At 57.3% G+C, this 24,575-nt stretch carries 15 protein-coding genes and 2 pseudogenes; 9 read left to right on the forward strand and 8 right to left on the reverse strand.

Annotated features, from left to right (window positions below; genetic code table 11):
* Entirely contained in the window at window positions 1-1,182 is a 1,182-nt protein-coding gene (locus AC0L8G_RS17710) for a glycosyltransferase family 4 protein (protein WP_473385482.1), read from the reverse strand.
* 92 nt (window positions 1,183-1,274) lie between these two features.
* On the opposite strand from AC0L8G_RS17710, the pseudogene AC0L8G_RS17715 reads away from it, so the two are divergent.
* The 4 genes and pseudogenes from AC0L8G_RS17715 (at window position 1,275) to AC0L8G_RS17730 (ending at window position 8,264) form a co-directional block, all read left to right on the forward strand.
* A pseudogene (locus tag AC0L8G_RS17715) lies at window positions 1,275-2,890 on the forward strand (alpha-glucosidase).
* 111 nt (window positions 2,891-3,001) lie between these two features.
* A pseudogene (locus AC0L8G_RS17720) lies at window positions 3,002-4,629 on the forward strand (phytoene desaturase family protein).
* Window positions 4,630-4,706: 77 nt separating this feature from the next.
* Complete coding sequence (locus tag AC0L8G_RS17725) at window positions 4,707-7,046, forward strand: M16 family metallopeptidase (protein ID WP_473385483.1); 2,340 nt, start codon at window positions 4,707-4,709, stop codon at window positions 7,044-7,046.
* Between the two features lie 30 nt (window positions 7,047-7,076).
* Window positions 7,077-8,264, forward strand: coding sequence for an aromatic ring-hydroxylating oxygenase subunit alpha (locus tag AC0L8G_RS17730; RefSeq protein ID WP_473385484.1), 1,188 nt, complete (start codon window positions 7,077-7,079; stop codon window positions 8,262-8,264).
* Here the strand turns inward: AC0L8G_RS17730 and nhaC are convergent.
* From nhaC to kce, 4 genes are read right to left on the reverse strand one after another with little or no spacing between them, the layout of a single operon-like run.
* Window positions 8,261-9,730 carry a Na+/H+ antiporter NhaC gene (nhaC, locus tag AC0L8G_RS17735; protein WP_473385485.1) on the reverse strand — a complete coding sequence of 490 codons (1,470 nt, stop codon included), beginning with the start codon at window positions 9,728-9,730 and terminating at the stop codon, window positions 8,261-8,263. The two genes, AC0L8G_RS17730 and nhaC, sit on opposite strands and share 4 nt — an antisense overlap.
* Before the next feature lie 21 nt (window positions 9,731-9,751).
* Complete coding sequence (locus AC0L8G_RS17740) at window positions 9,752-12,298, reverse strand: CehA/McbA family metallohydrolase (RefSeq protein ID WP_473385486.1); 2,547 nt, start codon at window positions 12,296-12,298, stop codon at window positions 9,752-9,754.
* Window positions 12,299-12,322: 24 nt separating this feature from the next.
* The gene (locus AC0L8G_RS17745; protein ID WP_473385487.1) at window positions 12,323-12,808 is read right to left on the reverse strand and encodes a GNAT family N-acetyltransferase; all 486 of its coding nucleotides are present in this window, start codon (window positions 12,806-12,808) and stop codon (window positions 12,323-12,325) included.
* A 4-nt stretch (window positions 12,809-12,812) separates the two neighbouring features.
* Window positions 12,813-13,790 (reverse strand): 3,5-dioxohexanoate:acetyl-CoA acetone transferase, encoded by a 978-nt coding sequence (gene kce, locus AC0L8G_RS17750; RefSeq protein WP_473388903.1) that lies wholly within the window; start codon window positions 13,788-13,790, stop codon window positions 12,813-12,815.
* 78 nt (window positions 13,791-13,868) lie between these two features.
* Here kce and AC0L8G_RS17755 point away from each other — a divergent pair, with 78 nt between their 5' ends.
* Genes AC0L8G_RS17755 through AC0L8G_RS17770 form a run of 4 tightly spaced genes read left to right on the forward strand, consistent with a single transcriptional unit; the run spans window position 13,869 to window position 19,328 of the window.
* A complete protein-coding gene (locus tag AC0L8G_RS17755; RefSeq protein ID WP_473385488.1) occupies window positions 13,869-14,882 on the forward strand; it encodes a LysR family transcriptional regulator in 1,014 nt (337 codons plus the stop codon).
* Between the two features lie 24 nt (window positions 14,883-14,906).
* Window positions 14,907-16,286 carry an aminotransferase family protein gene (locus AC0L8G_RS17760; RefSeq protein ID WP_473385489.1) on the forward strand — a complete coding sequence of 460 codons (1,380 nt, stop codon included), beginning with the start codon at window positions 14,907-14,909 and terminating at the stop codon, window positions 16,284-16,286.
* 4 nt (window positions 16,287-16,290) lie between these two features.
* Window positions 16,291-17,319 carry a histone deacetylase family protein gene (locus AC0L8G_RS17765; protein WP_473385490.1) on the forward strand — a complete coding sequence of 343 codons (1,029 nt, stop codon included), beginning with the start codon at window positions 16,291-16,293 and terminating at the stop codon, window positions 17,317-17,319.
* 29 nt (window positions 17,320-17,348) lie between these two features.
* On the forward strand, window positions 17,349-19,328 hold the full coding sequence (locus AC0L8G_RS17770; RefSeq protein WP_473385491.1) for an alpha/beta hydrolase family protein: 1,980 nt from the start codon (window positions 17,349-17,351) through the stop codon (window positions 19,326-19,328).
* A 3-nt stretch (window positions 19,329-19,331) separates the two neighbouring features.
* Here the strand turns inward: AC0L8G_RS17770 and AC0L8G_RS17775 are convergent, their stop codons facing one another.
* Complete coding sequence (locus AC0L8G_RS17775; protein WP_473385492.1) at window positions 19,332-20,468, reverse strand: DmpA family aminopeptidase; 1,137 nt, start codon at window positions 20,466-20,468, stop codon at window positions 19,332-19,334.
* 7 nt (window positions 20,469-20,475) lie between these two features.
* Window positions 20,476-21,777, reverse strand: coding sequence for a metal-dependent hydrolase family protein (locus tag AC0L8G_RS17780; protein WP_473385493.1), 1,302 nt, complete (start codon window positions 21,775-21,777; stop codon window positions 20,476-20,478).
* A gap of 108 nt (window positions 21,778-21,885) precedes the next feature.
* Between AC0L8G_RS17780 and AC0L8G_RS17785 the strand changes: the two genes are divergently transcribed.
* Window positions 21,886-23,283 (forward strand): M20/M25/M40 family metallo-hydrolase, encoded by a 1,398-nt coding sequence (locus AC0L8G_RS17785; RefSeq protein WP_473385494.1) that lies wholly within the window; start codon window positions 21,886-21,888, stop codon window positions 23,281-23,283.
* Here AC0L8G_RS17785 and AC0L8G_RS17790 read toward each other — a convergent pair whose 3' ends face one another.
* Entirely contained in the window at window positions 23,284-24,570 is a 1,287-nt protein-coding gene (locus tag AC0L8G_RS17790; RefSeq protein ID WP_473385495.1) for an amino acid permease, read from the reverse strand. It abuts the gene before it with no gap.
* Between the last annotated feature and the right edge of the window lie 5 nt (window positions 24,571-24,575).

The raw sequence follows: 24,575 nt of genomic DNA on the forward strand, positions 1-24,575 counted from the left end.
TCACGCCCGCTCCGCCAAAAGCGAACGGTACACCCCTAACGTCGCATCACACATCGCCGCCGAAGAAAACAGGCTCGCCATCCGCGCGCGCGCTTTTTCACCCATAACCCGTCTCGCTGAAGGCGGCATCGCCCAAACCTGCTCTATAGCGGCAGCCAAGGCCTTGGCGTCTCCGGGCGCTGAAAGAAATCCGGTTTCACGGTCAATAACCGTCTCGCGCGCACCACCATGGCGACTGGCGATTACCGGCTTTTCCATAGCCCCTGCCTCTACTGCGACGCGACCGAAAGCTTCCGGCTCGGTCGACGGCGTAAGAACCGCATCCGCCCACGCATAAGCGGCCGGCATGTCGGCGCAATCGCCAACAAAATGGATCATGGCCCGAACCCCAGACTCTTCACTCACCGCGCGCAGTCGTTTTTCAAGCGCTTCCCGTCCCTGCGCGCCCCCACAAAAAACTAGCGTCAAACCGTGGTCTTGGCCAGTGGCGCCGGCCTCGCCAAGGCGGCCTTTAACCATGGCAATCGCGGCAATCGCCGTTTCATGCCCCTTCCAGGGGCTCATCCGGGCCGGCAGCAGCAGCTTTAATCCCGGGTTTTCCCCAAGCCCCCAGCCGGACGTCGCCTGATTAACCCTGCCCGCCGAAACCTTTTTGGGATCAAAGAGATCGATGTCGACCCCCCTGGGAATAACCGCCATGCGCGCTGGATCTACTCCGCCAAGCTCCATGATCCGCTCCGCAGTGAAGCGCGAATTGGCGATCACCCGGTCGGCGCGCAACATGGATGAATTGTAAAATCGTTTCAGCCGCCCGCTCGCGGAATAGGCCCCGTGATAGGTGGTGACGAAAGGCACGCCAGTACGCCGGGCGGCGGAAAACGCGCTCCAGGCGGGCGCCCTCGACCGGGCGTGGATCAGATCTACTTTTTCGCGGCGGACAATGTCCGCAAGGCATCCTGCATTCGCCCAGATGGTGATCGGGTTTTTGGATGCGACCGGGGCATGCAGGACCTCACCGCCTGAATACTCAATTTCCTGCTCCAGCCGGCCGCCTTCAGAGACGACCAGCGCCCGGCCCCCGGCGCGCACCACAGCCTCCGCGATCTCCAGCGTCGTGCGCTCAGCGCCGCCCGCATTGAGTCGCGGCACTACCTGCAAAATGGTCTTTTCAAAGCGTTTCATATGGGACTGATCATAGACCTGTTCTCGCTGCCGCAAAGTCAATTGAATCGTTCTCGATTGACGGGCCTCGCCGCATCGCGGCAAGTAATCTCATGGGAAAAGCCGATCATTCGCACACAACACCGTGGCCGCAAGGCGCGACGATCTATCAGATCTATCCGCGCAGTTTCTTCGACTCGAATGGTGACGGCATCGGCGATCTCAACGGCATCATGCAAAAGCTCGCCCATGTGGCGAGCCTCGATGTTGATGCAATCTGGCTCTCTCCATTTTTCGTCTCCCCGATGCGGGACTTTGGCTATGATGTCGCCGACTATTGCGACGTGGATCCGATCTTCGGGACGCTTGCCGATTTCGATGCGCTGATTGCGAAAGCGCATTCGCTCGGCCTCAAGGTCATCATCGATCAAGTCTATTCCCACACGTCGGACCAGCATGCCTGGTTTGCGGAAAGCCGCAGCAACCGAACAAACCCGAAGGCCGATTGGTATGTCTGGGCGGACCCGAAGCCCGATGGTTCGCCGCCCAATAACTGGATGTCCGTCTTTGGCGGCGTCACCTGGGAGTGGGACACGCGCCGCGGACAATATTACCTGCATAATTTCCTCGCCAGCCAGCCAGACCTCAATGTGCACAATCGCCAAGTGCAAGACGCGCTATTGGAGGTCGCAAGATTCTGGCTCGACCGCGGGGTCGACGGGTTCAGGATTGATGCGCTGAATTTCGCGATGCACGACCCGCTATTGCGCGATAACCCCCAGCGAAATCAACTGGTCGCAAGCCGTCACGTCCTTTCGACTTTCAAGAGCATCGCTATAACCAGTCACATCCGGACATTCCGAAATTTCTGTCGAGAATTCGCGCTGTGACGGACGAGTACCAAAATATTTTCACTGTCGCTGAAGTCGTTGGCCCCAACCCGCTCGGTGAAATGAAAGCGTTTACGGCGGACGAGGCACACTTAACGACGGCGTATAATTTCGATTTTCTCTATGCGGACGAAGTGACGCCGGCAATGGTCAGAAAATCCTTGTCTGACTGGTCAGACTCTCCAGGCGAAGCATTTCCCTCCTGGGCCTTTGCTAACCACGATGCGCCGCGCTGCATTTCTCGATGGGCGAAGGGCGCAGACGAAAAACAAGCAGCGAAACTCTACTTGATGCTCCTGATGGCGCTGCGCGGATATGTATTTATGTATGAGGGAGAAGAACTCGGACTGCCTCAGGCCGATGTTCCGTTTGAAGCCCTACGCGATCCCGAAGCCATCGCCAACTGGCCAGAAACGCTCGGTCGTGACGGCGCCCGCACACCGATCCCATGGCAGAAAGCCGCGCCAAATGGCGGTTTTTCAAGCGGCGCCCCATGGCTTCCATTGGACGCCCGCCACCTCTCGCTTGCCGTCGATGCGCAAGAAAACGATCCCGCTTCAGTTTTACAGTTCGTGCGCAAGGTGATTGCACTTCGCCGCAATTCAGAAGCCCTGCGTCAGGGCGACATGCGTTTTATCGAGGCGCCAGAAGGCGTGCTCGCTTTTTCCAGAACGTATAAAAACAATTCACTTCTGTGCGTTTTCAATCTTGGAAAAACATCTGTGAAATGGCGCCCCGCAGAAGCCCGGTCCTTGACGGTCAGTTGCAGCGCAGGACTTCAATCCAACGGCGCGCCGCCGTCTGAAATGCCGGGCTTCAGCGGTTACGTCGCGGGTTAACCGCTACGACACAGCGTCGCCTTTCTTTTTCGAAATAGCCGTAATATACTGAAAAACAAGGGAATTTATTATTCCCGTGAATGCGGTCATTCCCGGAACGGTTAGGTTTTCATGTCTGAACAGTACGACGCGATCATTATCGGTGGCGGCCATAACGGCCTTGTTTGCGGCTTTTACCTCGCGAAGGCCGGCCGGCGCGTGCTTATCCTGGAAAAGCGAGACATCGTCGGCGGCGCGGCGGTTACGGAGGAGTTTCATCCCGGTTTCCGCAACTCCGTCGCCAGCTATTCGGTAAGCCTTCTAAATCCGAAAATCATCGCCGATATGGAGCTTGCGCGACACCGGCTGAAAGTGCTCATCCGCCCGGCCTCCTATTTCGCCCCCTCTCCGGACGGCAAGCATCTGTTCCTGACGCGCGATGAAAAAGAAAATCTCGAAACCATCCGCAAATTGTCACCGAAAGACGCCGAAGCCTATCCCGCTTATCACGAACGCCTGGAGCGGCTTGTCGACCTTTTCCGATCAACCCTTCTTGAAACGCCGCCTAATCTCGGCGGCGGATTACGCGATATGTTCGGCGCGGCGATGCTCGCAAAACGCGCGCACAAGCTGGGTATTGAAGGTCAGCGCGATCTGATCGATCTTTTCGGCAAAAGCGCCGGCGAAATCCTCGACAACTGGTTCGAGCTGGATCTCGATCAAGGGCATTCTGGGTTTCGACGCAATCACCGGGGCCTATTGCAGTCCCTATACGCCAGGCTCCGCTTATGTCCTCCTGCACCATGTGTTCGGCGAGGTGAACGGAATCAAAGGCGCATGGGGGCATGCGGTCGGCGGCATGGGTGCGATCACGCAGGCGATGGCCGCAGCAGCAGCAGAAGCAGGCGCCGAGATCTCGCGTCGACGCGCCGGTGCGCGAAGTCATCGTCGAAAATGAACGCGCAGTTGGCGTGGTCCTCGATGACGGAGCAGCGATACGGGCGAAAGTCGTCGCCTCCAACATTCACCCGCAACTGCTTTACGGCAAACTGATCCCCGAAAACGCACTGCCAGAGGAATTTGCAGAGCGCATCCGCAACTGGCGCTCTGGTTCAGGCGTCTTCCGGATGAATGTCGCGCTGTCAGAGCTGCCAAACTTCACCACTCGGCCGTCTGCTGGGCTCGAACTCCATCATCAATCGAGCATCATGATCGCACCAAGCCTCGACTATCTCGATACCGCATACACCGATGCGCGGCGTACCGGCTGGGCGAAAAAGCCGGTTATCGAGATGCACATACCGTCAACAATCGACGATACGCTCGCACCAGCGGGCCAGCATGTGGCGAGCCTCTTCTGTCAGAATTTCGCGCCGCAACTTCCCAATGGCGACAGTTGGGACGATCATCGCGACGAAGCGGCGGATTGCATCATCGACACAATCAATGACTATGCCCCGAATTTCAAATCATCAGTAATCGGGCGAATGGCGCTGTCGCCGCTTGACCTTGAGCGCAAGCTTTCGCTCGTTGGCGGTGACATTTTCCACGGCCAACTCGGCGTCGATCAGTTGTTCAGCGCGCGTCCGGTGCTTGGCCATGCCGATTATCGCGGCCCGTTTAAAGGGCTTTACATGTGTGGTTCGTCTGCCCATCCGGGCGGCGGCGTCACCGGCATGCCGGGACATAATGCAGCGCGGGAAATCCTGCGCGATATCGGCAAGGGGCGCGCATCACCAATGCGCGCCGCCGCACTTTGAGACGGCTTCTCCACAGCTTAGCTCTCTTCGCGCTCGCGCTTGCCCCCTGCGCGGCGAACGCTATCGATCTTAACCGGGTGCGCGTTACGCATCTTGAAAACGGATTGACGCTGCTCATTCTGGAAGAACGCGCGCTGCCTGTCGTCAGTGTTCAAATGGCCTACAAAACCGGCGGACGCGACGATCCGGAAGGACGTATGGGGCTCGCACATTTCTTTGAGCACATGGCGTTTCGCTCCTCGAAAAACTTTCCGGGCACAAGGCTTGCGGGCGACATCTATGCGGTTGGCGGTGAATGGCACGGCTATACCTGGATCGACCACATTACCTTTTTCGCCACGGCGCCAAAGGCCGATCTCGACTTGCTTCTGCGGATTGAGGCTGACCGGCTCGGACGCTTGAAAATGGATCCCAACGATGTCGAGGCGGAAACTGGCGCTGTCATCTCGGAAATGAACAGTTACGCCAACGACCCCTCAACTATTCTTTTTGACGCCACGGTCGCGGCGGCGTTTCAGGTCCATCCCTATCGCAAAAACACCATCGGGTTCGCTGGCGACGTCGAAGCCATAACCCATGAAGACATCGTTGCGTTCTACGAAATGCGCATCGGCCCCAAAACCGCAGTGCTCGCCATTGCAGGCGACGTAGAGACAGATGTGGTTGAAGCGCGCGTGCGCAAGCTCTTTGGTGCGTTTAAGGCGAATGCGGAACCACAATTACCGCCCCTTAGCGAACCAAGTTTTCAGGGCGAAAAGCGCGTTCGCATTGAAGGCGCGACCGATGAAAAGTTGTTCCGCATTGCATATCCTGCACCCGCCGCCGCGAGCCAGGACTTTCCGGCGTTTCTCGTGATGCAAGCACTTGCTGGCGCCTCCAGCGGTGTTTCGTTTCTGCAAAATGACTGGGGAACGCCTGCCGCGGAAGGCTCCGCTCTTGCAGGCGTCGCCGAAAATATTTCGACCTGGTTCACGCCAAGCGCACAGCCATATATTTTTCTTGTCGCCGGCGCCGCTGAGCCTGAAAGCGATGAGAAAAAGATCGAAGTTGCGGTGCAGCGCGCGCTCGAAAGTTTCGCGACAGCGCCCATAAGCGATGAACGCCTGTCTGCCGCGAAGAAAGAAGTATTGCGCGAACTTGTTCTTGATGTTGAGACAACCGAAGACGCGGCCCACCAGCTTGCATTTTTTGAAGGCATAGGCGCGCTGGAGCAACTCCTTTCTCTTGAGGAAAGCGTCAATGCCGTGACAGCGCAAGATGTTGCGCGCATCGCAAAAACCTACCTGAACGCCAACCGCCGCACTGTCGGCTGGATGGTTCCTAATGCGGGACGCGCGCCTCAACGCATCGATTCCGCCAGCAAGTTAAATATGGCGCAAGAACGAAATGGCGCCGGCGATGAAAGAATTGACACTGACAACCGTTACATTCAAACGGATGAGAACTTCATCATTGTTCCGTCAAGCATGTCGCAGACCGCTTCCTTGCGCGTCGTCTTTTCTGGGCTTTATGACTGCAATCTGTGCACGCGGGACGCCCCGGCGCCGGGCATGACAAGCGTCGCCGTGACAGGTTTGTCCAGTGAACTCGATGCGATGGTCGATAAAATACGCTCCGCCATCGACGAGGCGATGCCGGGCGCCGCGAGCGCGGCGGACAGCAGCGATCCCTATACGCGTTTAGAGCAAATTTTCACCGCGCGGTTCGTTCCCGCCGCAAATCCGGAGAAAATTTCTCCCGCCTTCATTGCAGTTTCCGGCAATGTCGATGCAAACGAAATGAGGAATTTCGTTTCGAATGCGCTTGGCGTCCCCGATGGCGCCGTCCGGCCAGCAAAGCTAGCCCCGTCGATTGGCGATATCCCTGTCAAACTTCCCGAAGAAAAAGCGCAAACTGCTCTTGGCTATATGGCCGATGCTCCCGCCCTTAATGCGAAAGACGCGCTCGCCTGGCGTCTCGCCCTTTATATGTTCTCGCATGGTTATGGCGGACGTTTAGGCGACGAAGCCATTTCAAAGCGCGGCCTCGCTTACTACATAAGCGCGGCCTATCGCGGCGATAAGGGGGCCGGCCTTGTCACGCTGAATATTGGCGTCGACCCAAGCAAACAGGAAGCTTTGCTCCAGTCGTTAAAGGCGGAATTGGCGCGTTTCCTGGCCGAGCCGCCCGATAAAGCGGAACTCGCCGAGGCCAAACGCAATCTAATCGGCCGCAAAATCAGCGCCGCCCAGAGCAATGATGAAATCACCGCCGCCCTCGCCCGCGATTGGGCGGGCCCCGGCTTAACCACGATTGAAGACTTTTCGGCCGCCGTAAACGCCGTCACCCTTGATGACGTGCGCGGCATTCTGCCTGCTTTTTCCGCCGGTGACTTTGTCGTCATATCGGCAAGCGACGGAAAAGGTGCTAGTGATTAAACCTTCTAACGCCCGCAAGGAGAGTGACGTATGAGCCATACAGCCAAAGATTATACGAAACCGGTGCTTGTCGCCGATGAAGACGCCCAGAGTCTTCCGGCATGGCTTTATAACGATCCTGACTTTTTCGCGCTGGAGCGGGAAAAGGTTTTCCTGCCGTCATGGCACCTGATCGGCCATGAAAGCGAACTTCAGAACATCGGCGATTATCTCACCTTCAAGATGTATAACGAGATCGCCTTTGTGGTGCGCGGCAAGGACGGCGCGCTTCGCGGCTTCCACAATGTCTGCCGCCACCGCGCCGCGCGCATGGTCGACGGCGATTACGGAAATTGCGGGCGCAGCCTCGTATGCCCCTATCACGCCTGGACCTACCAGCTCGACGGCACGCTTTCCGGCGTTCCCTATCTTGAGCAATATGAGAATTTCGACCGCGCCGATCACGGCCTGACGCCGGTTGAGACGGAAACCTTCGCCGGCTTTGTTTTCATCCGCTTCGTTTCCGGCGGCCCGTCGCTCAAGGAATATATGGAGCCTGTGGCGGAAGAGTTCGCGCTCTACAAAACCAAGGACATGAAGCCGCTGCGCCATGTGGGAACGCGCGTGCGCGAAGTGAACTGGAAAAACGCCACCGACAATTATGTCGATGCGCTGCATATCCGCGTCGCCCATGACGGCCTTCATGGCCTGCTCGGCGACAGCTACACGCTGACGCTCGACCGGGATGTGCACAAGATTTACAGCGAGCTAAAAAGCGGTGAAATGGCGTCTCTATCGAACAACGCCTATCGCAAATTTTTACCCCATGTTGACCACCTGCCCGAGGATCGTCAGCACATGTGGACGTATTACAAGCTCTGGCCGAATCTGATGTTTGATGTCTATGCAGACCAGATCGACTTCATGCAGTTCATCCCGTTGACGCCGACGAGCTGCATTCTGCGCGAAAATGTTTACGCGCTTGATGACGACCGCCGCGAAATGAAGCTCGCGCGCTATCTGAACCTGCGCATCAACCGCAATGTGAATCGCGAAGACAAAGACCTTATCGAACGCGTGCAGGCCGGCATGGGCTCCATGAGCTTTGAGCAGGGTCCGCTCGGGACGTCGGAAATCTGCCTGCGCCATTTCGCCAAACAAATGCGCGAGTCGATGCCGATTGCGCGGTCTCGCGAAAAGCCCTCACCCGAGAAAATGCAGGAAGCGTTCAACGCTTAAGCGGAAACAGCGGCGCCTTCGGGCGCCGTTTTCTTTTCTCTGATCAGCGCGACGCCCAAAAACCCGTAAAGGATCGCCAGCAGCGGGTTTAATAAATTCACGAATGCAAACGGCAGATAATCAAGCGTTGGCACGCCAAGGGCACCAGCCATAAAAACACCGCATGTGGTCCATGGCACCAGCGCCGACGTCATCGTTCCGGCGTCTTCTACTGTCCGTGAGAGGTTCACCGGCGCCAGACCGCGCTTTTGATACTCCTTCGCATACATGCGGCCAGGAATAATGATCGCCATATATTGCGTGGCGGAAAAAATGTTCATCGCAATCGCGCTAACAACTGTTGTCGTGACCAGCGAGCCAACGCCGCGGACTCGCGCGATGAGCGGTGCGGTCAGGCGCTCAAGCAATCCGGTCGCCTCCATAGACGCGGCGAAACTAAGGGCTGCAATCACCATCCAGATGATGGGCATCATGCTCGCCATGCCGCCGCGGGTTAAAAGCCGGTCGAGTTCAGAAACACCTAGGCTGGACTGAAACCCCGTCGATAAAGCCTGCCACACGCCTTTCAACATCGCCGCAGCATAAGGCAGCCCGCCCGCCGGATCGGCGAAGGCGTGTACGATTTCCGGCTGACGAAAGACCGCCACGCCCCCGCCGAGCAAGGCGCCAATCGCGATCGTCGGATATGGCGGGAATTTTCGAATAGCCAACACAAAAACAACGATGAGAGGAAGCATGGTGAAAGGACCGAGGTCATAGGCCGCCTTCAACGTCTCGCGTGTGTGCGAAATCGCTTCGACAGGCGCGGCCTCGCCGCTTTGCGCAAGTGAAAACCCGGCGAAGATCAATGTCGCGATCGCCAGCGACGGGATCGTTGTCGTCAGCATGTGGCGCACATGGTCGAAAAGATTGACACCCACCACCGCCGCCGCAAGATTGGTGGAATCGGAAAGCGGTGAAAGCTTGTCGCCAAAATAGGAACCACCGATCACGGCGCCCGCTGCAATTTCCGGCGACAGCCCCATGATTGTAGCTGCGCCAACCAGCGCGAGACCCACAGTGCCAGCGGTCGTCCAGGAACTTCCGATGGATACGGAAACGCTCGCGCAAATCAGTGCTGCGGCGGGGTAAAACCATTGCGGACTGATGAGGCCGAGCCCGTAATAGATCATTGCAGGCGCTGTTCCCGACATCATCCATGTGCCGATCAGCGCCCCGACGGCGAGCAGGATGAGCGAGGCTGGTATCGCGCGTGACACCGAATCAACAACCGCTTGTTCAAGCGCCGGCCATTTCATGCCGTAGATCAAGCCGATGATATTTGCGGCGCCGGCAGCAACGAGCAGCACGATCTGCGCCGGACCGGCCGCGGACGCATCGCCGAACAGCCAGACCGCGCAACCCATCAATCCAATTAAAATGACAGCCGGAATAAGCGCAACAGCGAATGGCGCGTCTTTCATCATGCGTGGCTTCCTCGCCATATATTATCGGCGCTTTTCAAATTCCCGGCGTGCTTTCCGTAAATTGCTTAATACCGCATCGCGCTCGCGCTTCGTGTTGTATGAACCGTCTTCAGCAATAGCTTCCAGCTTGCCTATCCAGGCGATGAAGTGTTCCGCGGCTTCGCGCGAACGCACTGGTTTTCCGCCAATCGTGACATAGATCGGCGATGTCGTTGCATATGGGTACAAATCGAAGACTTCCGGCACTGCGTTTTTCGACACTGCGCGCAAGGTCACCCAGGCGCTGGCGTCCAGCGCGAGTTCGCCTTCCACGGAAGCTGAGGTTCGGTTTCCAGAGAGCGGAATAGACATTGCGACCGCACCGTTGACGATGATGTCGAGTGAATCGACAGGCGTAATTGATGCGAGCACGGCCTTGAACTCGACTTTGTGAGTTCCCTTGCCTAGCTTCAATTCATCGCCCGGCTCTGCGCCACCCAGCGTCAGGCTTACTAAAGGTCCATTGGTGGCGATGCTTTTGCCCGCCTTTAACGCCGCCATGAAGTTTTGTGCTTCAACGCCCGGTTCGGCAGAGTCTTCCGCTTTGACAAGCGTCCGGTTTAGCCCCAATGGGCCGCGCAATGATGAGTAATTCGTCATTGCATCCGTACCGCCAGCAGCAGGAATGCGCAGGCCCGTATTCAACAGTTTGTGCCAAACGCTCTCCGTTGAAAGCGGGTCTGAAAAACCGACAACTTCTAAATAGTCGACATTGCCGAGCGCAGCGTCAACGGGCAGCGCATGCGAAAGCTTGCGGTCGGAGAATGGATCTGGCGCCGGCGGATCATAAGGGTGAACATACCCCACTAGCGCCCCTTGCGCATGCGCAATATCGGCTACTGTCGAGTTGTCCGGATAATACGAATGCAGAGCCGTTTTCGGATATGCCGCATAGTCGCCAAGTAGATAATGCTCTTTGAGGCCGATTAATCCCAAATGGCCCCACAGGCTGGTGTGATATTCTTGGCCGTTGAGAATGGTCACGTCCGAGCCTTCGGGGGTGAACGCCTTGGGCGAGAAATAATCGATGTCAGGAATTCGCTGCTCTTTGTTGACGATCAGATTGAAGACGAGATCGAGGTTTTCTGCATCAGCTTGCTTTGCGAGTTTGTCCGGCGTCATACGATAGGCGCCACCATAATTCATATGCACATGCACGTCGCCAGAACGCCATCCTTCAAACGTATCGGCATGAAAGAGAGCTGCGAGCGTAACTGTTGCAGGTTCCGTTTTGCCGCGCGTTATGTTGGCTGAATGGGTCTCCACTCCGTAGCGCACGCCTCGCCAGACCGTCACCTGGCTTTCACCTTCGGGCAGCACGACGAAGCTTTCGCCATCGGAATGGAAATAGCGCGGTTCGCTATGGGAGATCGCGCGATCATAGGCGTCATCTGCATGGATCATTGCGCCGTCTGGCGCATAGTAGCGGCCATCGGGACCTTTGACCGATATGCGCGCTGGTGCGGCCTCCCCCTCCCCGTCGACAATGCGTAACTGCAGCGCGCCTACTGGTGAGGAATATTTCTTCTCGCTAACTTCAACAGTAGTTTTGGCGCCGCTCGTCACATCCTGCACGACAATGCCAAGCCCGCCGCTTTCGTTTGAGATATAGGCGATGCGCGTCGCGTCAGGCGACCAGCGCATATTGGTCACGTCATACGCGCCGTAAGAAAACGCCAGTGGATAACCGCCAGATTCTGCATGTGTCATCCAGAGCTGATGCCACTGACGCCCTGCGAATGACGCGTATGCGATGCGATGACCATCGGGCGACCAGTCGGGCCGCGTTTTCCAGGCGGTTTCTTCACTGACCAGCAGTGCCGCCGGGGCGCTTTGGTCAACCGGTTGACGATAAAGGGAGCCAGTGCCGTAGCCGACTTCCGGGTTGGCGACGAAGGCTAGGTCCTTGCCGTCTGGAGACCATACGGGGCTCAGTTCATGATCAATTTGCGAGTAGTAATAACGTGGGGCCTCACTGGTGCGCTCCTGGCGCCAGCGCCGGCTTTTCCATTCGCCCTTTTCCGCAGAAGCTATTGCGATATGGAAATGGCCACTGTCCTCGCTAGTCACATAGGCGATGCGTTTTCCGTCCGGCGACCAGCGCGGATCCACATTGACGGCCTCGTTCGACGTCACCCTGGTTTCCTTGCCGCTGCGCAAATCACGAATCACCAGTTCGTAGGCGTCGTTTTCATAACGGGTGAAAACTACGCTCCGTCCGTCAGGTGAAACATCTGGCTGAAAATCATATCCCGCCCCGCCCGTAATCTGCGTCGCAGCGCCACCGCCGATGCGCTGGCGCCAAAGGCGGCCCTGCATTGTGTAAATCAGGCTTTTCCCATCCGCGGTCCAATCGAGCGAAGATGGCCCGCTAGTCAGATGCGGAATGTACATTTCGCGCCAGTAATACGAATGCGGAACCTTGACTTGCTTCAGGACGGGTTCTCTGCCGCTCGCCTGAGCGCCGGTAGTCGGCAGAACGGCAAGCGCTGCGGAAATCAAGGCGGAAAGTAAAATTGCTCTAGCCATAACCCACTCCCGCGCCTTATGCGCCTAATCAGACACCGCGCACGCATCGAATGCAGCGCCGTCAAGCTTAAAGATTCGATCGCGGTCAACTTCCGTGAAGTTCATCCGTTCATAGAAACGCGCGCCGCCCAGATTTTCGCGATCCACAGCGAGGCGCAGATACGTCGCGCCTAAAGCCTTGGCTTCTTTCGCCAGACGCTTGATCAGCATTTCGCCGACGCCGCGACTTCGCACCGTTGGTTTGACGTAAATATCCTGCAGATAGACGCCGCGCTTGCCGCGCCAGGTTGAAAATTCAGTGAAGTAAAGCGCGACGCCAACTATAGCGCCGTCAGCCTCGGCGATCAGCGCGTAAAAATCCGGATTTGAACCGAAGCCGTGCCGCCTCACGTCATCTACGGTAAGAACTTTCGCCGGCCCTTCGACATCACGCGCCAAGGCGGCGATCATCGCCTGGATTTCCCCCGCATCGCTCTCCGTCGCCGCGCGAATAGTGACAGGATTGTTCATAGGCTTAAAATTTGACCCTGTTCCGCCCCTTCAAAGCAAGCAGTTTGCGGGTTTCATTGGGCGTCGCCGTCCCCAACCCCAATTCCTCAATAATGCTTCGAATTTTTCCGACTTGTTGCGCATTTGATTGAGCGAGGACGCCTGGAGCTATGGAAAGGTTGTCCTCAAGTCCCACCCGAACATTTCCGCCCATAATTGCACCCATTGTCGCCATCGGCATTTGTTTCCCCCCGGCGGCAAGCACGGAAAAATGATATTCGCATGGAATAACGCGGTCAGCACAATTCTTCATCGCCACCAGATTTTCAACTGTCGCGCCAGCGCCGCCAAGCACGCCCAGAACGAACTGAATATATATTGGCGCCTTAATGAGCCCGTTGCGCACATAAAAACCGAGCGTTTCTATCTGACCGAGATCGTAGCATTCAAACTCAAACTTGGCGCCACGGCGTTCCCCTAAATCTTCAACAATCGTTTCGATATCTTCGAAAGTATTCTTGAACACTGTGCGATGCGTCGCATTGAGTAATGCTGGCTCCCAATTGTGCTTCCAGTCTGTATACCGATCAGCCATGGGAAAAGTGCCGAAATTCATGGAGCCCATATTCAGTGAGCACATTTCGGGCTCGGCATCGCGCGCCGGCGCCAGACGCACATCGAGCGGCATCACCGAACTTCCGCCGGTGGATATATTGATGATCGCATCGGTTTCCGCGTGAATACGCTTCAAAAATGGCTTGAAATGCGCCGGATCGGCGCTTGGCTGACCGGTTTCAGGATCGCGAGCATGCAGGTGAATAATCGCCGCACCAGCTTTTGCCGCCTCAATCGAAGCATCCGCGATTTCATCCGCGGTCACCGGCAGCGCATTGCTCATGGTCGGCGTATGGATCGACCCTGTCACCGCGCAGGTAATAATTACCTTTCTTGGAGACTTTCCGCGAATTTCTCGAGTTAAATCGTTGTTTGTTGTATTTTTCATGTTGCCTGATCGCATGTCTTTCATGCATTCTGTCAATCAATGAAGCGCTTTTCAAATATAGAATAAGGGAATGCGACCATGACGCCGGTGAACGAAGCCGAGTTCAAACGAGACGTAAAAGACCTCGCCTGGCGACTTGATTGGAACCTGCTGCGTTCGTTCATGGTCATCATGGATGTGGGCAGCATTACCGAGGCGGCCCGCCGGCTCGATCTGAAACAACCGACCGTCTCCAATGCGCTGCGCCGACTTGAGGAAACGCTTGGCCGCCGGTTGATCGACCGGGGCCCCCGAAGCTTTGAGCCCACCTCTCACGGTCGCGCGCTCTACGAGCAGGTCACCCAGATGTTCGGCTCTATTGAACGCCTGACCGCCATTCTTGAAGATGAAATCGAGGATGTAAGCGGAACGGTTGCAATCGCGATGGCGACCCACGTCACCACTCCGCTCATCGATGAAACACTGACGGAGTTTCAGGCGCGCTACCCCAACACCACGATTTCAATAAATGTGAATTCCAGCCGCAACATCGTCGACATGATTCGCGCCCGGCGCAGCGCAATCGGCGTGTGTCTGGTGCGGGAGCAGGACCCGGCTCTCGACTATCATCACCTGTTCCGGGAGAGCTTCGGATTTTTTTGCGGACCGCCGCACCACTTGTTCGGAAAGGCCGGTCTGACTGTCGACCAACTGAACGGCGAACGCAGTGTCTCCTTTGACACCGACAGATTGGAAGATGTCTTGCGTCCGGTCGCCATGCTGCGCGAAAGCACTGCTTTTGCATGGCCGCCAGCCGGCGTTTCCAACAATCTGGAAGAAGTGCGGCGGATGACCATCGCCGGACTGGGTATCGCCGCTCTGCCAGTGCATGTGGTGGACCGCGACGTGCGCGACGGCTTGCTCTGGCAGTTACCACCATACGAAAATCTGCCGGAAATTGATATTTACGCGGTCAGCAACCCTGAGACGCAGCTCAATCGCGCCGAGCATGAATTCCTCCATATGCTAATCGAGAAGATCGCGACCACACCGCTTGCAGACCGGGTTTACGGGGGCGGACCACCCGCCGGTAAACAATCTGCTCATGCCTGATCGATTCCGTCCCATGGAGCTTCTATGACGACCGACGTCTCTCGCTTGTTTAATTGGTCACAAGGCGCGCCCTCTCACCTCTTCTATCAATCCGGCGGACGCAGACCATTTATCGCCCGCGCGGAAGGCGTTTACATTTGGGACGACACAGGACGCCGTTTCCTCGATGGGTCCTCCGGCGCCATGGTTTCGAATATTGGCCATGGCAACAAACGCGTCCTCGCCGCCATGCGCGAGCAGATGAACACGACGACCTTTGGCTACCGGCTTCATTTTGAGAACGAGCCGGCGGAACGCCTCGCTTCAGTGCTATCAAAGCTCTCGCCGAAGGGACTGGACCGGGTGTTTTTCGCATCCGGCGGCTCGGAAACTGTGGAGACCTGCATAAAAATCGCGCGCCAATACGCGATCGCAAAAGGCGAAACGAAACGCACAGAAGTCATCACCCGCTTCCCATCCTATCACGGATCCACATTTGGCGCCCTTGCTGTTACCGGTTATGGCCCATTGAATGATCCGTTCGACCCGATGGTGCGGAAAATGCCGAAAATTCCGGCGCCGCAGACCTATCTCGATCATGACAACCTTTCCGAAGAAGCGCGCGGTCTTCGCTATGCAGACATGTTGCGCGACAAGATCGAAGAGTTAGGACCTGAAAACGTATTGGCGTTCATGATTGAACCGGTCGGCGGCGCCTCGACAGGGGCGCTGGTGGCGCCCGACAGCTATTACCAGCGCGTTCGCGATATTTGCGACCAATATGGCGTGCTTCTCATCTATGATGAGGTCATGACCGGCGTCGGACGAACCGGTACATTTCTGGCCGCAGAGCACTGGAATCAAACGCCGGACCTCATCGCACTCTCGAAAGGGCTCGGCGCGGGCTACATTCCGCTCGGCGCGATGATTGCGCGTCGCGATATAGTAGACGCAGTCGTCAGTGCGGGCGGCTTCATGCACGGATACACCTATGCCGGCAATCCACTCGCTTGCGCGGCGGGCCTCGCCGTCATCCGTGAAATCTACGACCAGGATTTGATGTCGAACACCACGCAAATCGGCGCGTTGTTGAAATCACGACTGGAAAGCCTATGCGCGCGTTTTCCTTTTATTGGCGATGTCCGTGGCAAGGGTCTGTTGCTCGCCTTTGAACTTGTATCCGACCCTGAAACCATGGCGCCGCTGCCGAAAGACTCGAACGCCTTCGCAAAACTCGTTGAATATGCCTATGAAGAGCAATTGATCATTTACTCGCGGCGCACACGCGGCGGATATGAGGGCGATCATTTCCTGGTCTGCCCGCCCATGGTCACAAATACGGGCCATGTGGATGAAATCATCGACAAGCTGTCCATCGCCCTCGAACGGCTCGCACGCGAGCTGAAATTACCAGTACACGGATAGAAATATGAAGGCCGTTCTCGCCGCTGATGAACAAAAAAGACATTACCCACCCTCCTACCTCGTCAATGGCGTTATGGAGGAGAATCCGGAGCGGCCGGAACGTATCGAAATGCTGCTTCAAGGCGTGACGGATGCTGGCTGCGAAATCACTCGCCCTGACAATTATGGCGACGCTCCAATCCTCGCCGCGCATTCTCGGCGCTATCTCGACTTTCTCGCCCGCGCCCATGAACGCTGGTCACGAATTCCCGGAGCATCCGAAGCGGTGACGCCGAACACCCACCCATTGCGCCGCGGCGGATATCCGGCATCGGTTGTTGCACAAGCCGGATGGCACATGATCGACGCCTCCGCACCGATTTCGGCTGACACATGGGAAAGCGCGCAGTGGAGCGCATGGACCGCAACGCATGCCGCTGAACTCGTGCTCAAGGGAGAGAGGGCAGCCTATGCCTTGTGCCGACCGCCAGGTCATCACGCAGGCATGGAAACCGCTGGCGGCTTTTGCTACCTCAACAACTCAGCCATCGCAGCATCCACCTTACGCCGCAATCATGCGCGCGTTGCGATTCTTGATGTTGACCTTCATCACGGCAATGGCACGCAAGATATTTTTTATGATCGCGGCGATGTGCTGACTGTTTCTATTCATGCAGATCCGGTTCGGTTTTATCCGTTCTTTTGGGGTTATGCGGATGAAACTGGCGAGGGCGAAGGCGCTGGCGCCAATCTCAACCTCCCCCTGCCGCGCGGATCAAAAGACGACGCATTCCTTGAAATGCTTGCATTGGCTCTGCAAAAAACATCCGATTTTTCGCCAGACGCCGTCGTTATCGCGCTGGGACTCGACGCTTATGAAGGCGACCCTATTGCCGGTCTCGCGGTCACGACGGACGGTTTCGCCCGCATCGGCGAGGCAATCGGCGCTGCGTTGAATCGTCCTACGGTTATTGTGCAAGAGGGTGGTTATCCTTGCGACGAACTCGGATCCAACCTTGTCGCTTTCCTCGGAGGCTATCAAAGCCGGCGTTAGTTTCCGGCAGCATGTAAGGAGCTAGTCAAATGCGTTTTCCCGTCTTGATTGCGGTGCTTTCCGCCGCCGCCTCGCCGCTTGCCGCACAGGAAAAAACGCCCATATCGCTCGACGATATTCACAAACTCGTTGACCTTTCTGGGCCGGTGTTTTCACCCGACGGCGACGCTATCGCCTACACCGCGTCAACGCACAATCTCAAAATTGACGCGACCGTGAGCGATATCTGGCGCGTCTCCTGGGATGGCGAAGCGGCGGCGCTCACCACAACGCCAGCGACAAGCGAATGGTCGCCCGCCTATGGCGGCGACATGCTCGCTTTTTTGAGCGATGGGACGCAAACGGAAGAAGCGCAGGTGTTTGTCATGCCGGCTGGCGGCGGCAAGGCGCGACAGGTAACCAAGATCACCGGCGGCGTCAGCGATTATGCGCTTTCGCCAGACGGCAAGACGCTGATCGCGGTCGCCGAGGTCGGTTCGTCGGTCGGCGCCGATCCAAACAAACCGAAACCGATTGTCATGACGCGCTTTCAATTCAAGGCGGACTATCGTGGCTATATTGACGACCGGCGTTACCAGTTCTTCCGGGTCGATGTCGCAAGCGGCGACACAGAACAGATCACTGAAAACGGCGCCGACTACTATTTGCCTTCCTGGTCGCCTGACGGCACGCAGATCGCTTATGTCACTGCCCGCAAGGAGCGCGAGGATCGTCATCTCGACTTTGACGTTTATGTCATGGCGCCGCGCAAGGGTGCCAATCCCCGCAAGATAAGCGACTTTCCCGGCGCCGATTCCGATCCGGAGCTTGGCTACCGTCCGCAATGGTCGCCTGACGGCAAGAAAATCGCCTGGCTGCAAAATGGCGAGGACAAGTGGATTTATTATGCTCCCTTCGAGTTGACCTACGCGGATCTCGAAACCGGCGAGGTGAAACCGTTGGGACGCATCGACCGCTGGATGTATGCGCCGCGCTGGGCGCCCGACAGTAAGTCAGTCTACGCGCTTGTCGAAGAGGACCGCGACACCTGGGCCGCAAAGATCGATCTTGAGACGGATGAAGTCTCCTACATCACTTCCGGCCCGCGCTTTGCTTTCGACCTCGCCGTCTCGTCCAATGGCCGCGTCGCTGTTCTCGACGGAACCGGGGAACAACCCTATGAACTCGGCGCCGCAGAAGAAGGCGGCGTGCGCCAACTGACAAATCATAATGGCTGGCTTTCGAAGCGCCATCTCGCGCAAACCCGCGACATCTCCTTCCGCAGCGGCAAGGAGGAAATTCACGGCATCCTGACGCTACCCACGGACTACGAGCAAGGCAAAAAATATCCGGTGATCGCGCGCCTGCATGGCGGACCGGTTTATCAGTTCAGCCATGAATTTTTGTTCGACTGGCAGGTCTACGCCGCCAATGGCTATGCGGTGCTCGCCATCAACCCGCGCGGCTCATCGGGTCGCGGCTTCGATTTCGCCAAAGCAATCTACGCCGATTGGGGCAATGTGGACGTGAAAGACATTTCCGCAGGGTTCGATCATGTTATCGATATGGGCGTCGCAGATCCTGATCGCATCGGCGTCGGCGGCTGGAGCTATGGCGGCATCCTCACGGATTATATGATCGCGAGCGACAAGCGCATCAAAGCGGCCATAAGCGGCGCGGGCATGGCGAATTTCGTAACCGGTTATGGCGCCGATCAGTACGCCCTCGTCTATGAAGAAGAACTGGGCACGCCCTGGGGCAACAAAAAGGCTTTCGAGCGCGTCAGCTATCCGTTCTTCAATGCAGACCGCATCACCGCCCCCACAATGTTCCAGTGCGCCAGCGCTGACTGGAATGTGCCATGCATTGGGTCAGAGCAAATGTATCTGGCGCTGCGGTCGCAGGAAATCGACACGACGCTTGTGGTCTATCCGGATCAAAATCACGGGCTGACGCGGCCAAGCTTTCTGTATGACCGCATGGAGCGCAATCTCGCCTGGTACGACAAATATCTTAAAGCCGGAAACTGACGCCTACTCTTCGAGCCGTCCGTAGTCGCTCAGGACAGCTCGAAGCGCGTCATGGTCTATGGCTTTCGCATATCGCCCTTCATCGCCCGTCATGTCGCGAGCCGCGACAAGGGCGTTGACTACCGCCTCTTCCGTCGCCTCAACGGTTGCGAGAAATAATGGGTCAAGTTCATCATTGATGACGAAGGGCGCATCTTTCACCGCGCCTTCGCCCTTCGCTTCCGCCGTTGAGAAGGCAACAAAGATATCGCCTGAGCCATTTCCCGCATAGCTTCCCACGCGAGCGATTCCGAGCGAGGCACGCTTTGCGAGACGCTTCAGTTGGTGCGGCAGCAAAGGCGCGTCCGTTGCAATGACGATAATGATAGAGCCGGTATCGCCAGCATCCGGGTCCGCCTCCGTGTAGACGCGATCATTCCGCAAATGCTGACCAACGGGAGCGCCTGCGATCATCAGCGTATCGCGTCGCCCATAATTCGCCTGCACCAAAACGCCGACCGTATAGTCGCCTGCGAGACGGGATGACGTCCCGATGCCGCCCTTGAACTCGTGACAGATCATGCCCGTGCCGCCGCCGACATTGCCCTCGACCACCGGACCGGATTTCGCGGCCTCGATCGCCAGGGCGGCATGCTTCGCCTCCACATAGAAGCCGTTGATGTTGTTGAGATGACCATCCCAGGTTTCTGCGACAACCGGGAGCGACCAGTAATAGCCTGTAGCGTCCGCCCCTCCTTGCGAAACGCGCCATTTTATTACGCCGTCATGCACCGCGCCGACGCTGTGGGTGTTGGTGATCATCACCGGCCCCTCAAGATAGCCGGACTCTTCAATCCAATGGGCGCCGGTCATTTCGCCATTGCCATTCAGGGAGAAAAGCCCCCCAAAGACTGGCTCGTGCAGCGTATCACGGCCGCGCGGCAATATCGCCGTCACACCGGTTCGCGCCGCATGCCCGCCCCTGAAATCCCGCATGATCGTTTCATGCCCAACCGTCACGCCATCAACATCGGTAATCGCGTTGAGCGCGCCCGGCGAGCCGGAAAACGGAATGCCGAGATCACGGGCGCGCGGCGCATCTTCTGCGGAAACGAGAGATAGCTGCGCGGCCAACGCCGCCAGGAGAAATAACTTTTTCATATGCCCCCTACTCGCAATTGACCTCGCGGCCTCCCTTGATGACGCCTTTAATGCCCATCAAGACCGACATGTCTTCCAGCGGGTCGCCCTCGACCGCGATCATGTCCGCATAGTGACCTGGCGAAAGCGCTCCGGTATCGTCCTGCCAACCGAGAAGTTCAGCCGTGCTTGTGGTCGCTGATTGCAGCGCTTGCATGGGCGTCATGCCGTAACGCACCATATAGGGCATCTGTCGCGCATTAAGGCCGTTGGGATAGACCCCGGCGTCAGTGCCGAAGGCGATCTTCACACCCATCTTCACTGCTTTGCGGAAGACTTCGCGCTGGGTATCGGTAGTGTCGCGATTCTTCTGCATGGTTTCTTCCGGCCAGTGCTCCTTGGCGCCGATTTCGTTGATGTAATCGCCATTATAGATGTCCGCGACAAGGAAGACACCGTTGCGCTTCATCATGCGCAAGGCCTCATCATCGAGCAACGAACCATGCTCGATCGAGGCGACACCGGCGCGCACCGCATTTTTCGCGCCTTCCGCGCCATGAGCATGCGCCGTCACTTTTTTCCCATATTTTGTAGCTTCTTCTACAATTGCGCGCATTTCCTCTTCGGATAATTCCGGCAGGCCAGGATCGGTGCCGACGGTCAACACGGCGCCGGTAGCGATCATCTTCAAAAGATCGACGCGATGCTGCAGAAATTCGCGCGCCTTTTGTCTGGCGTCATCCGGCCCGCGCACAATACCCCTCATCATATCCTCGGGAACTTTAGCGTCATAAGCGAGACCAGTCATGGCGCCGCCGCCGTCCGGAATGGTGAAATAACCGCCCGCCACCGCCATGCGCGGGCCTTCGACATAACCTTTGTTGATAGCGTCACGTAGCGCCACATCGGTAAAGGCGCGCCACGAGCCCACATCGCGCACAGATGTGAATCCCGCGCATAGCGTCAATTTGGCGTTGTGCGCGCCCGCAAGCACGTCTTGTGCGCCGGAGGACAGCAGCGGATCGATAATGCCCCCTTGAATATCGCCAACGAGATGCGTGTGCATGTCTGCAAGGCCGGGCAACACCGTATAATCCGTCCAGTCAGTAACCGGCCCATCGGCGGGCGCGGCGTCATAGGGCGCAATCGCCGCGACCCGGCCGTCCTCGACGCGGATCATCTGATCGACAAGCACAGTCTCCTGCTCGACGTCGATCAACTTGCCGGCGCGGATATAGGACACCTCCTGCGCATTGACAGCCATAGGCAAGGCGAATGCCGTGATAGCGCTGGCGGCTAATGCGGCCTTGCGAAACTTACTATGCGACATTGTGAAAAACTCCCTTGGACTTCGACTTTGCGCTAGAATGACTTCAACGAACCCTACGCCCTGCCCACGCCGGCGGGCAAGGCGCTTCCGAACAACAAAGGATCTGTCATGCGCAAATCGTCCCTATTCGCCCTTATGCTGTTTACCAGCGCCCTGCCATTCATCAGCGCCGCAGCGGATGATGCGTTGACGCCGCCCGAGATGACGGCGAGCGCCATCGAATTGCTCGGAAAAACCATCGCCATCGAATCCGTCGAAGGCAAAGGAGGCGTGCCCGCTGTCGCAGCACTGATTGCTGAAGAGCTGACGAAAGGCGGCTTCGCCCCCAGCGATATCGTGATAGAGCGTCATGGCGAAACGGCAACGCTTGTGGCGACCTATAAAGGTACGGGCGAAAAGAAACCGATCCTCCTTTCCGCGCATATGGACGTCGTCGGCGCCAATCCGGAGGATTGGACCCGCGATCCCTTCACGATGATCAACGAAGATGGTTTTTTGTTTGGCCGCGGCGTCACAGACAACAAATTCGGACTGGTGATGATGGTGGAAACGCTCATTCGTCTGAAGCAGGAAGGGTTCACGCCGAACCGCGATCTCGTTCTTGCGCTCTCCGGCGACGAGGAAACTCAAATGGCGACCACCATGGTCTTGGCGGAAAAGCTTGAGGGCGCAGAGATTGTGCTCAATAGCGACGGCGGCGGCGGCGGTCTCGATGAAAATGGCGCGCCGGTCGCCTATTATCTTCAAGGCGCCGAAAAGACCTATGCGGATTACACGATCACCTTCACCAATCCTGGCGGTCATTCCAGCATGCCGCGAAAAGAGAATGCGATCTACGACTTGGCGAAAGCCGCGCTCAACATTTCAAATTACGAATTCCCGGTAATGTGGAGCGACATTACGCTCGAGTCTTTCCGGCAGGGCGGCCTGAAAACCGAAGGCGAAATTGGCAAAGCGATGCGCGATTTTGCAGCGAATCCCGAAAACAAAAAGGCGATCAAGCTGCTTGCCCAGCGTCCGGAATATGTGGGCCAATTACGCACCACCTGCGTTGCGACAATGCTCGACGGCGGACACGCGCTCAACGCTCTACCGCAACGGGCGGAGATGAATGTCAATTGCCGCATCTTTCCGGGCGTTTCTCCTGACGACGTGCAGTCCACTTTGGCCAAAGTGATAGATAATCCACAAGCGACAATTGAGCTTGCTGACGAAGTGCATTTTTCCGACGCCTCTCCGTTGCGCGACGACGTCGTTGCAGCAGTAAGAAAAGCGGTCGACCGGCGCTATCCCGGCCTCCCCATCGTACCGGAAATGTCGGCTGGCGCGTCAGACAGCCTCCACTTCCGCGCACATGGAATCGACAGCTATGGCGTGTCGGGCATCTTCATGAAACCATCGGACATGTATGCCCATGGTCTCAATGAGCGGGTGCCTGTCGCCACCGTCGACGGCGCGCTCGACCATTGGCATACGCTGCTGACCGAGCTGGCCGGAGGGGAATAATCAGCGCGCTGTGTTGCGCTGTTGGCGTTGGACTATCCAATAGACGGGAAGCCCGGCAAGCAGCAGCGCAACGCCCCATAAAACCGCTTCGCCCCCGGCGCCGTAGATCGTCCAGATGGAATATATAACGGCAGTCAGCGCCGCAGCGAGCAAAAGCGGTGAGGTTTTGAGCTTGCCGACGCGGCGTAGCTGAAGCGCCGACAGCGCACTGGCGAGGAACATGAACAGCGATGCTGTCGTTGAGAGCAGCACGATAAAGGTGAACAGCTCAGTCATCGACTTCGAATAGTTGAGCATCACAACGCCGGTCAGCAAAAGGCTCGATACGACATGAGCGCGCACCGGCAAGCCCCGTTCAGATTCCTTTGCAAGCCAGCGCGGAAAAACACCTCCCTTCGCCATGGCATAGGGCAATTCACCTTGCAGCATGATCCAGCCATTCAAGGCCCCGAAACCGCTAATCGCCGCGAACAGCGCCAGCAATCTTCCAGCGCCATCACTCAAATATGTGGAGACAAAATCAGCGAAAGGCGCGTTGGATGCCGCCACCTCATCAGCAGGCAGAAGAAGAATGACCGCAGAGCAGGAAAACAAATAGATAACGCCCGCTACAATCATTCCAGTCATCGTAGCGCGGGGAATTGTTTTGGCAGGATCCTTAACGTGTTCTGCCGGCACAGTTGCGGATTCAAGACCAAGCAACGCCCACAAAGTCAGCGTTGCGGCCGCCGTCACGCTTGCTAGTTTGAAATCTGAAAACCCGGAAAACTCGGGGAGCGACGCCGGCGTGTCACTGAATCCGGCAAGCACGAACACCGCAAGCGCGACCACTGCGAGAAGCGGCAACACCTTCAAAATTGTAGTAACCAACTGCACCGACCCCGCCAGAAATGCGCCCCGGCAGTTAACCGCCGTCAACAGCCATATCGCGCCACATGTAATAAACGCATGCAGACCCGTGGTTTCCGCAATTTGCGGGAAGAAAACGCTGAGATAGCTGACGGCGCCGGTCGCCACGGCGGCGTTGCCGACCCAGATTGAGATCCAATAACTCCACGCGACCATGAAGGCGGGCGCCTGGCCAAACGCCTCGCGCGTATATGCATATGGCCCGCCTGCGCGCGGGAAAGCGCCCGCGAGCGCGGCGAACACTGCGGCGAGACAAATCCCACCGGCGATCGTCAGCACCCAGCCTGCGATTGAACTCCAGCCAAAGGGCGCAAGCGCCGCAGGTAGCAAAAATACGCCCGAGCCAATCATGTTGCCGACAACCAGCGCTGTCGCCATCCAAA

The sequence above is a fragment of the Hyphococcus sp. D3-15 genome (assembly GCF_055809375.1).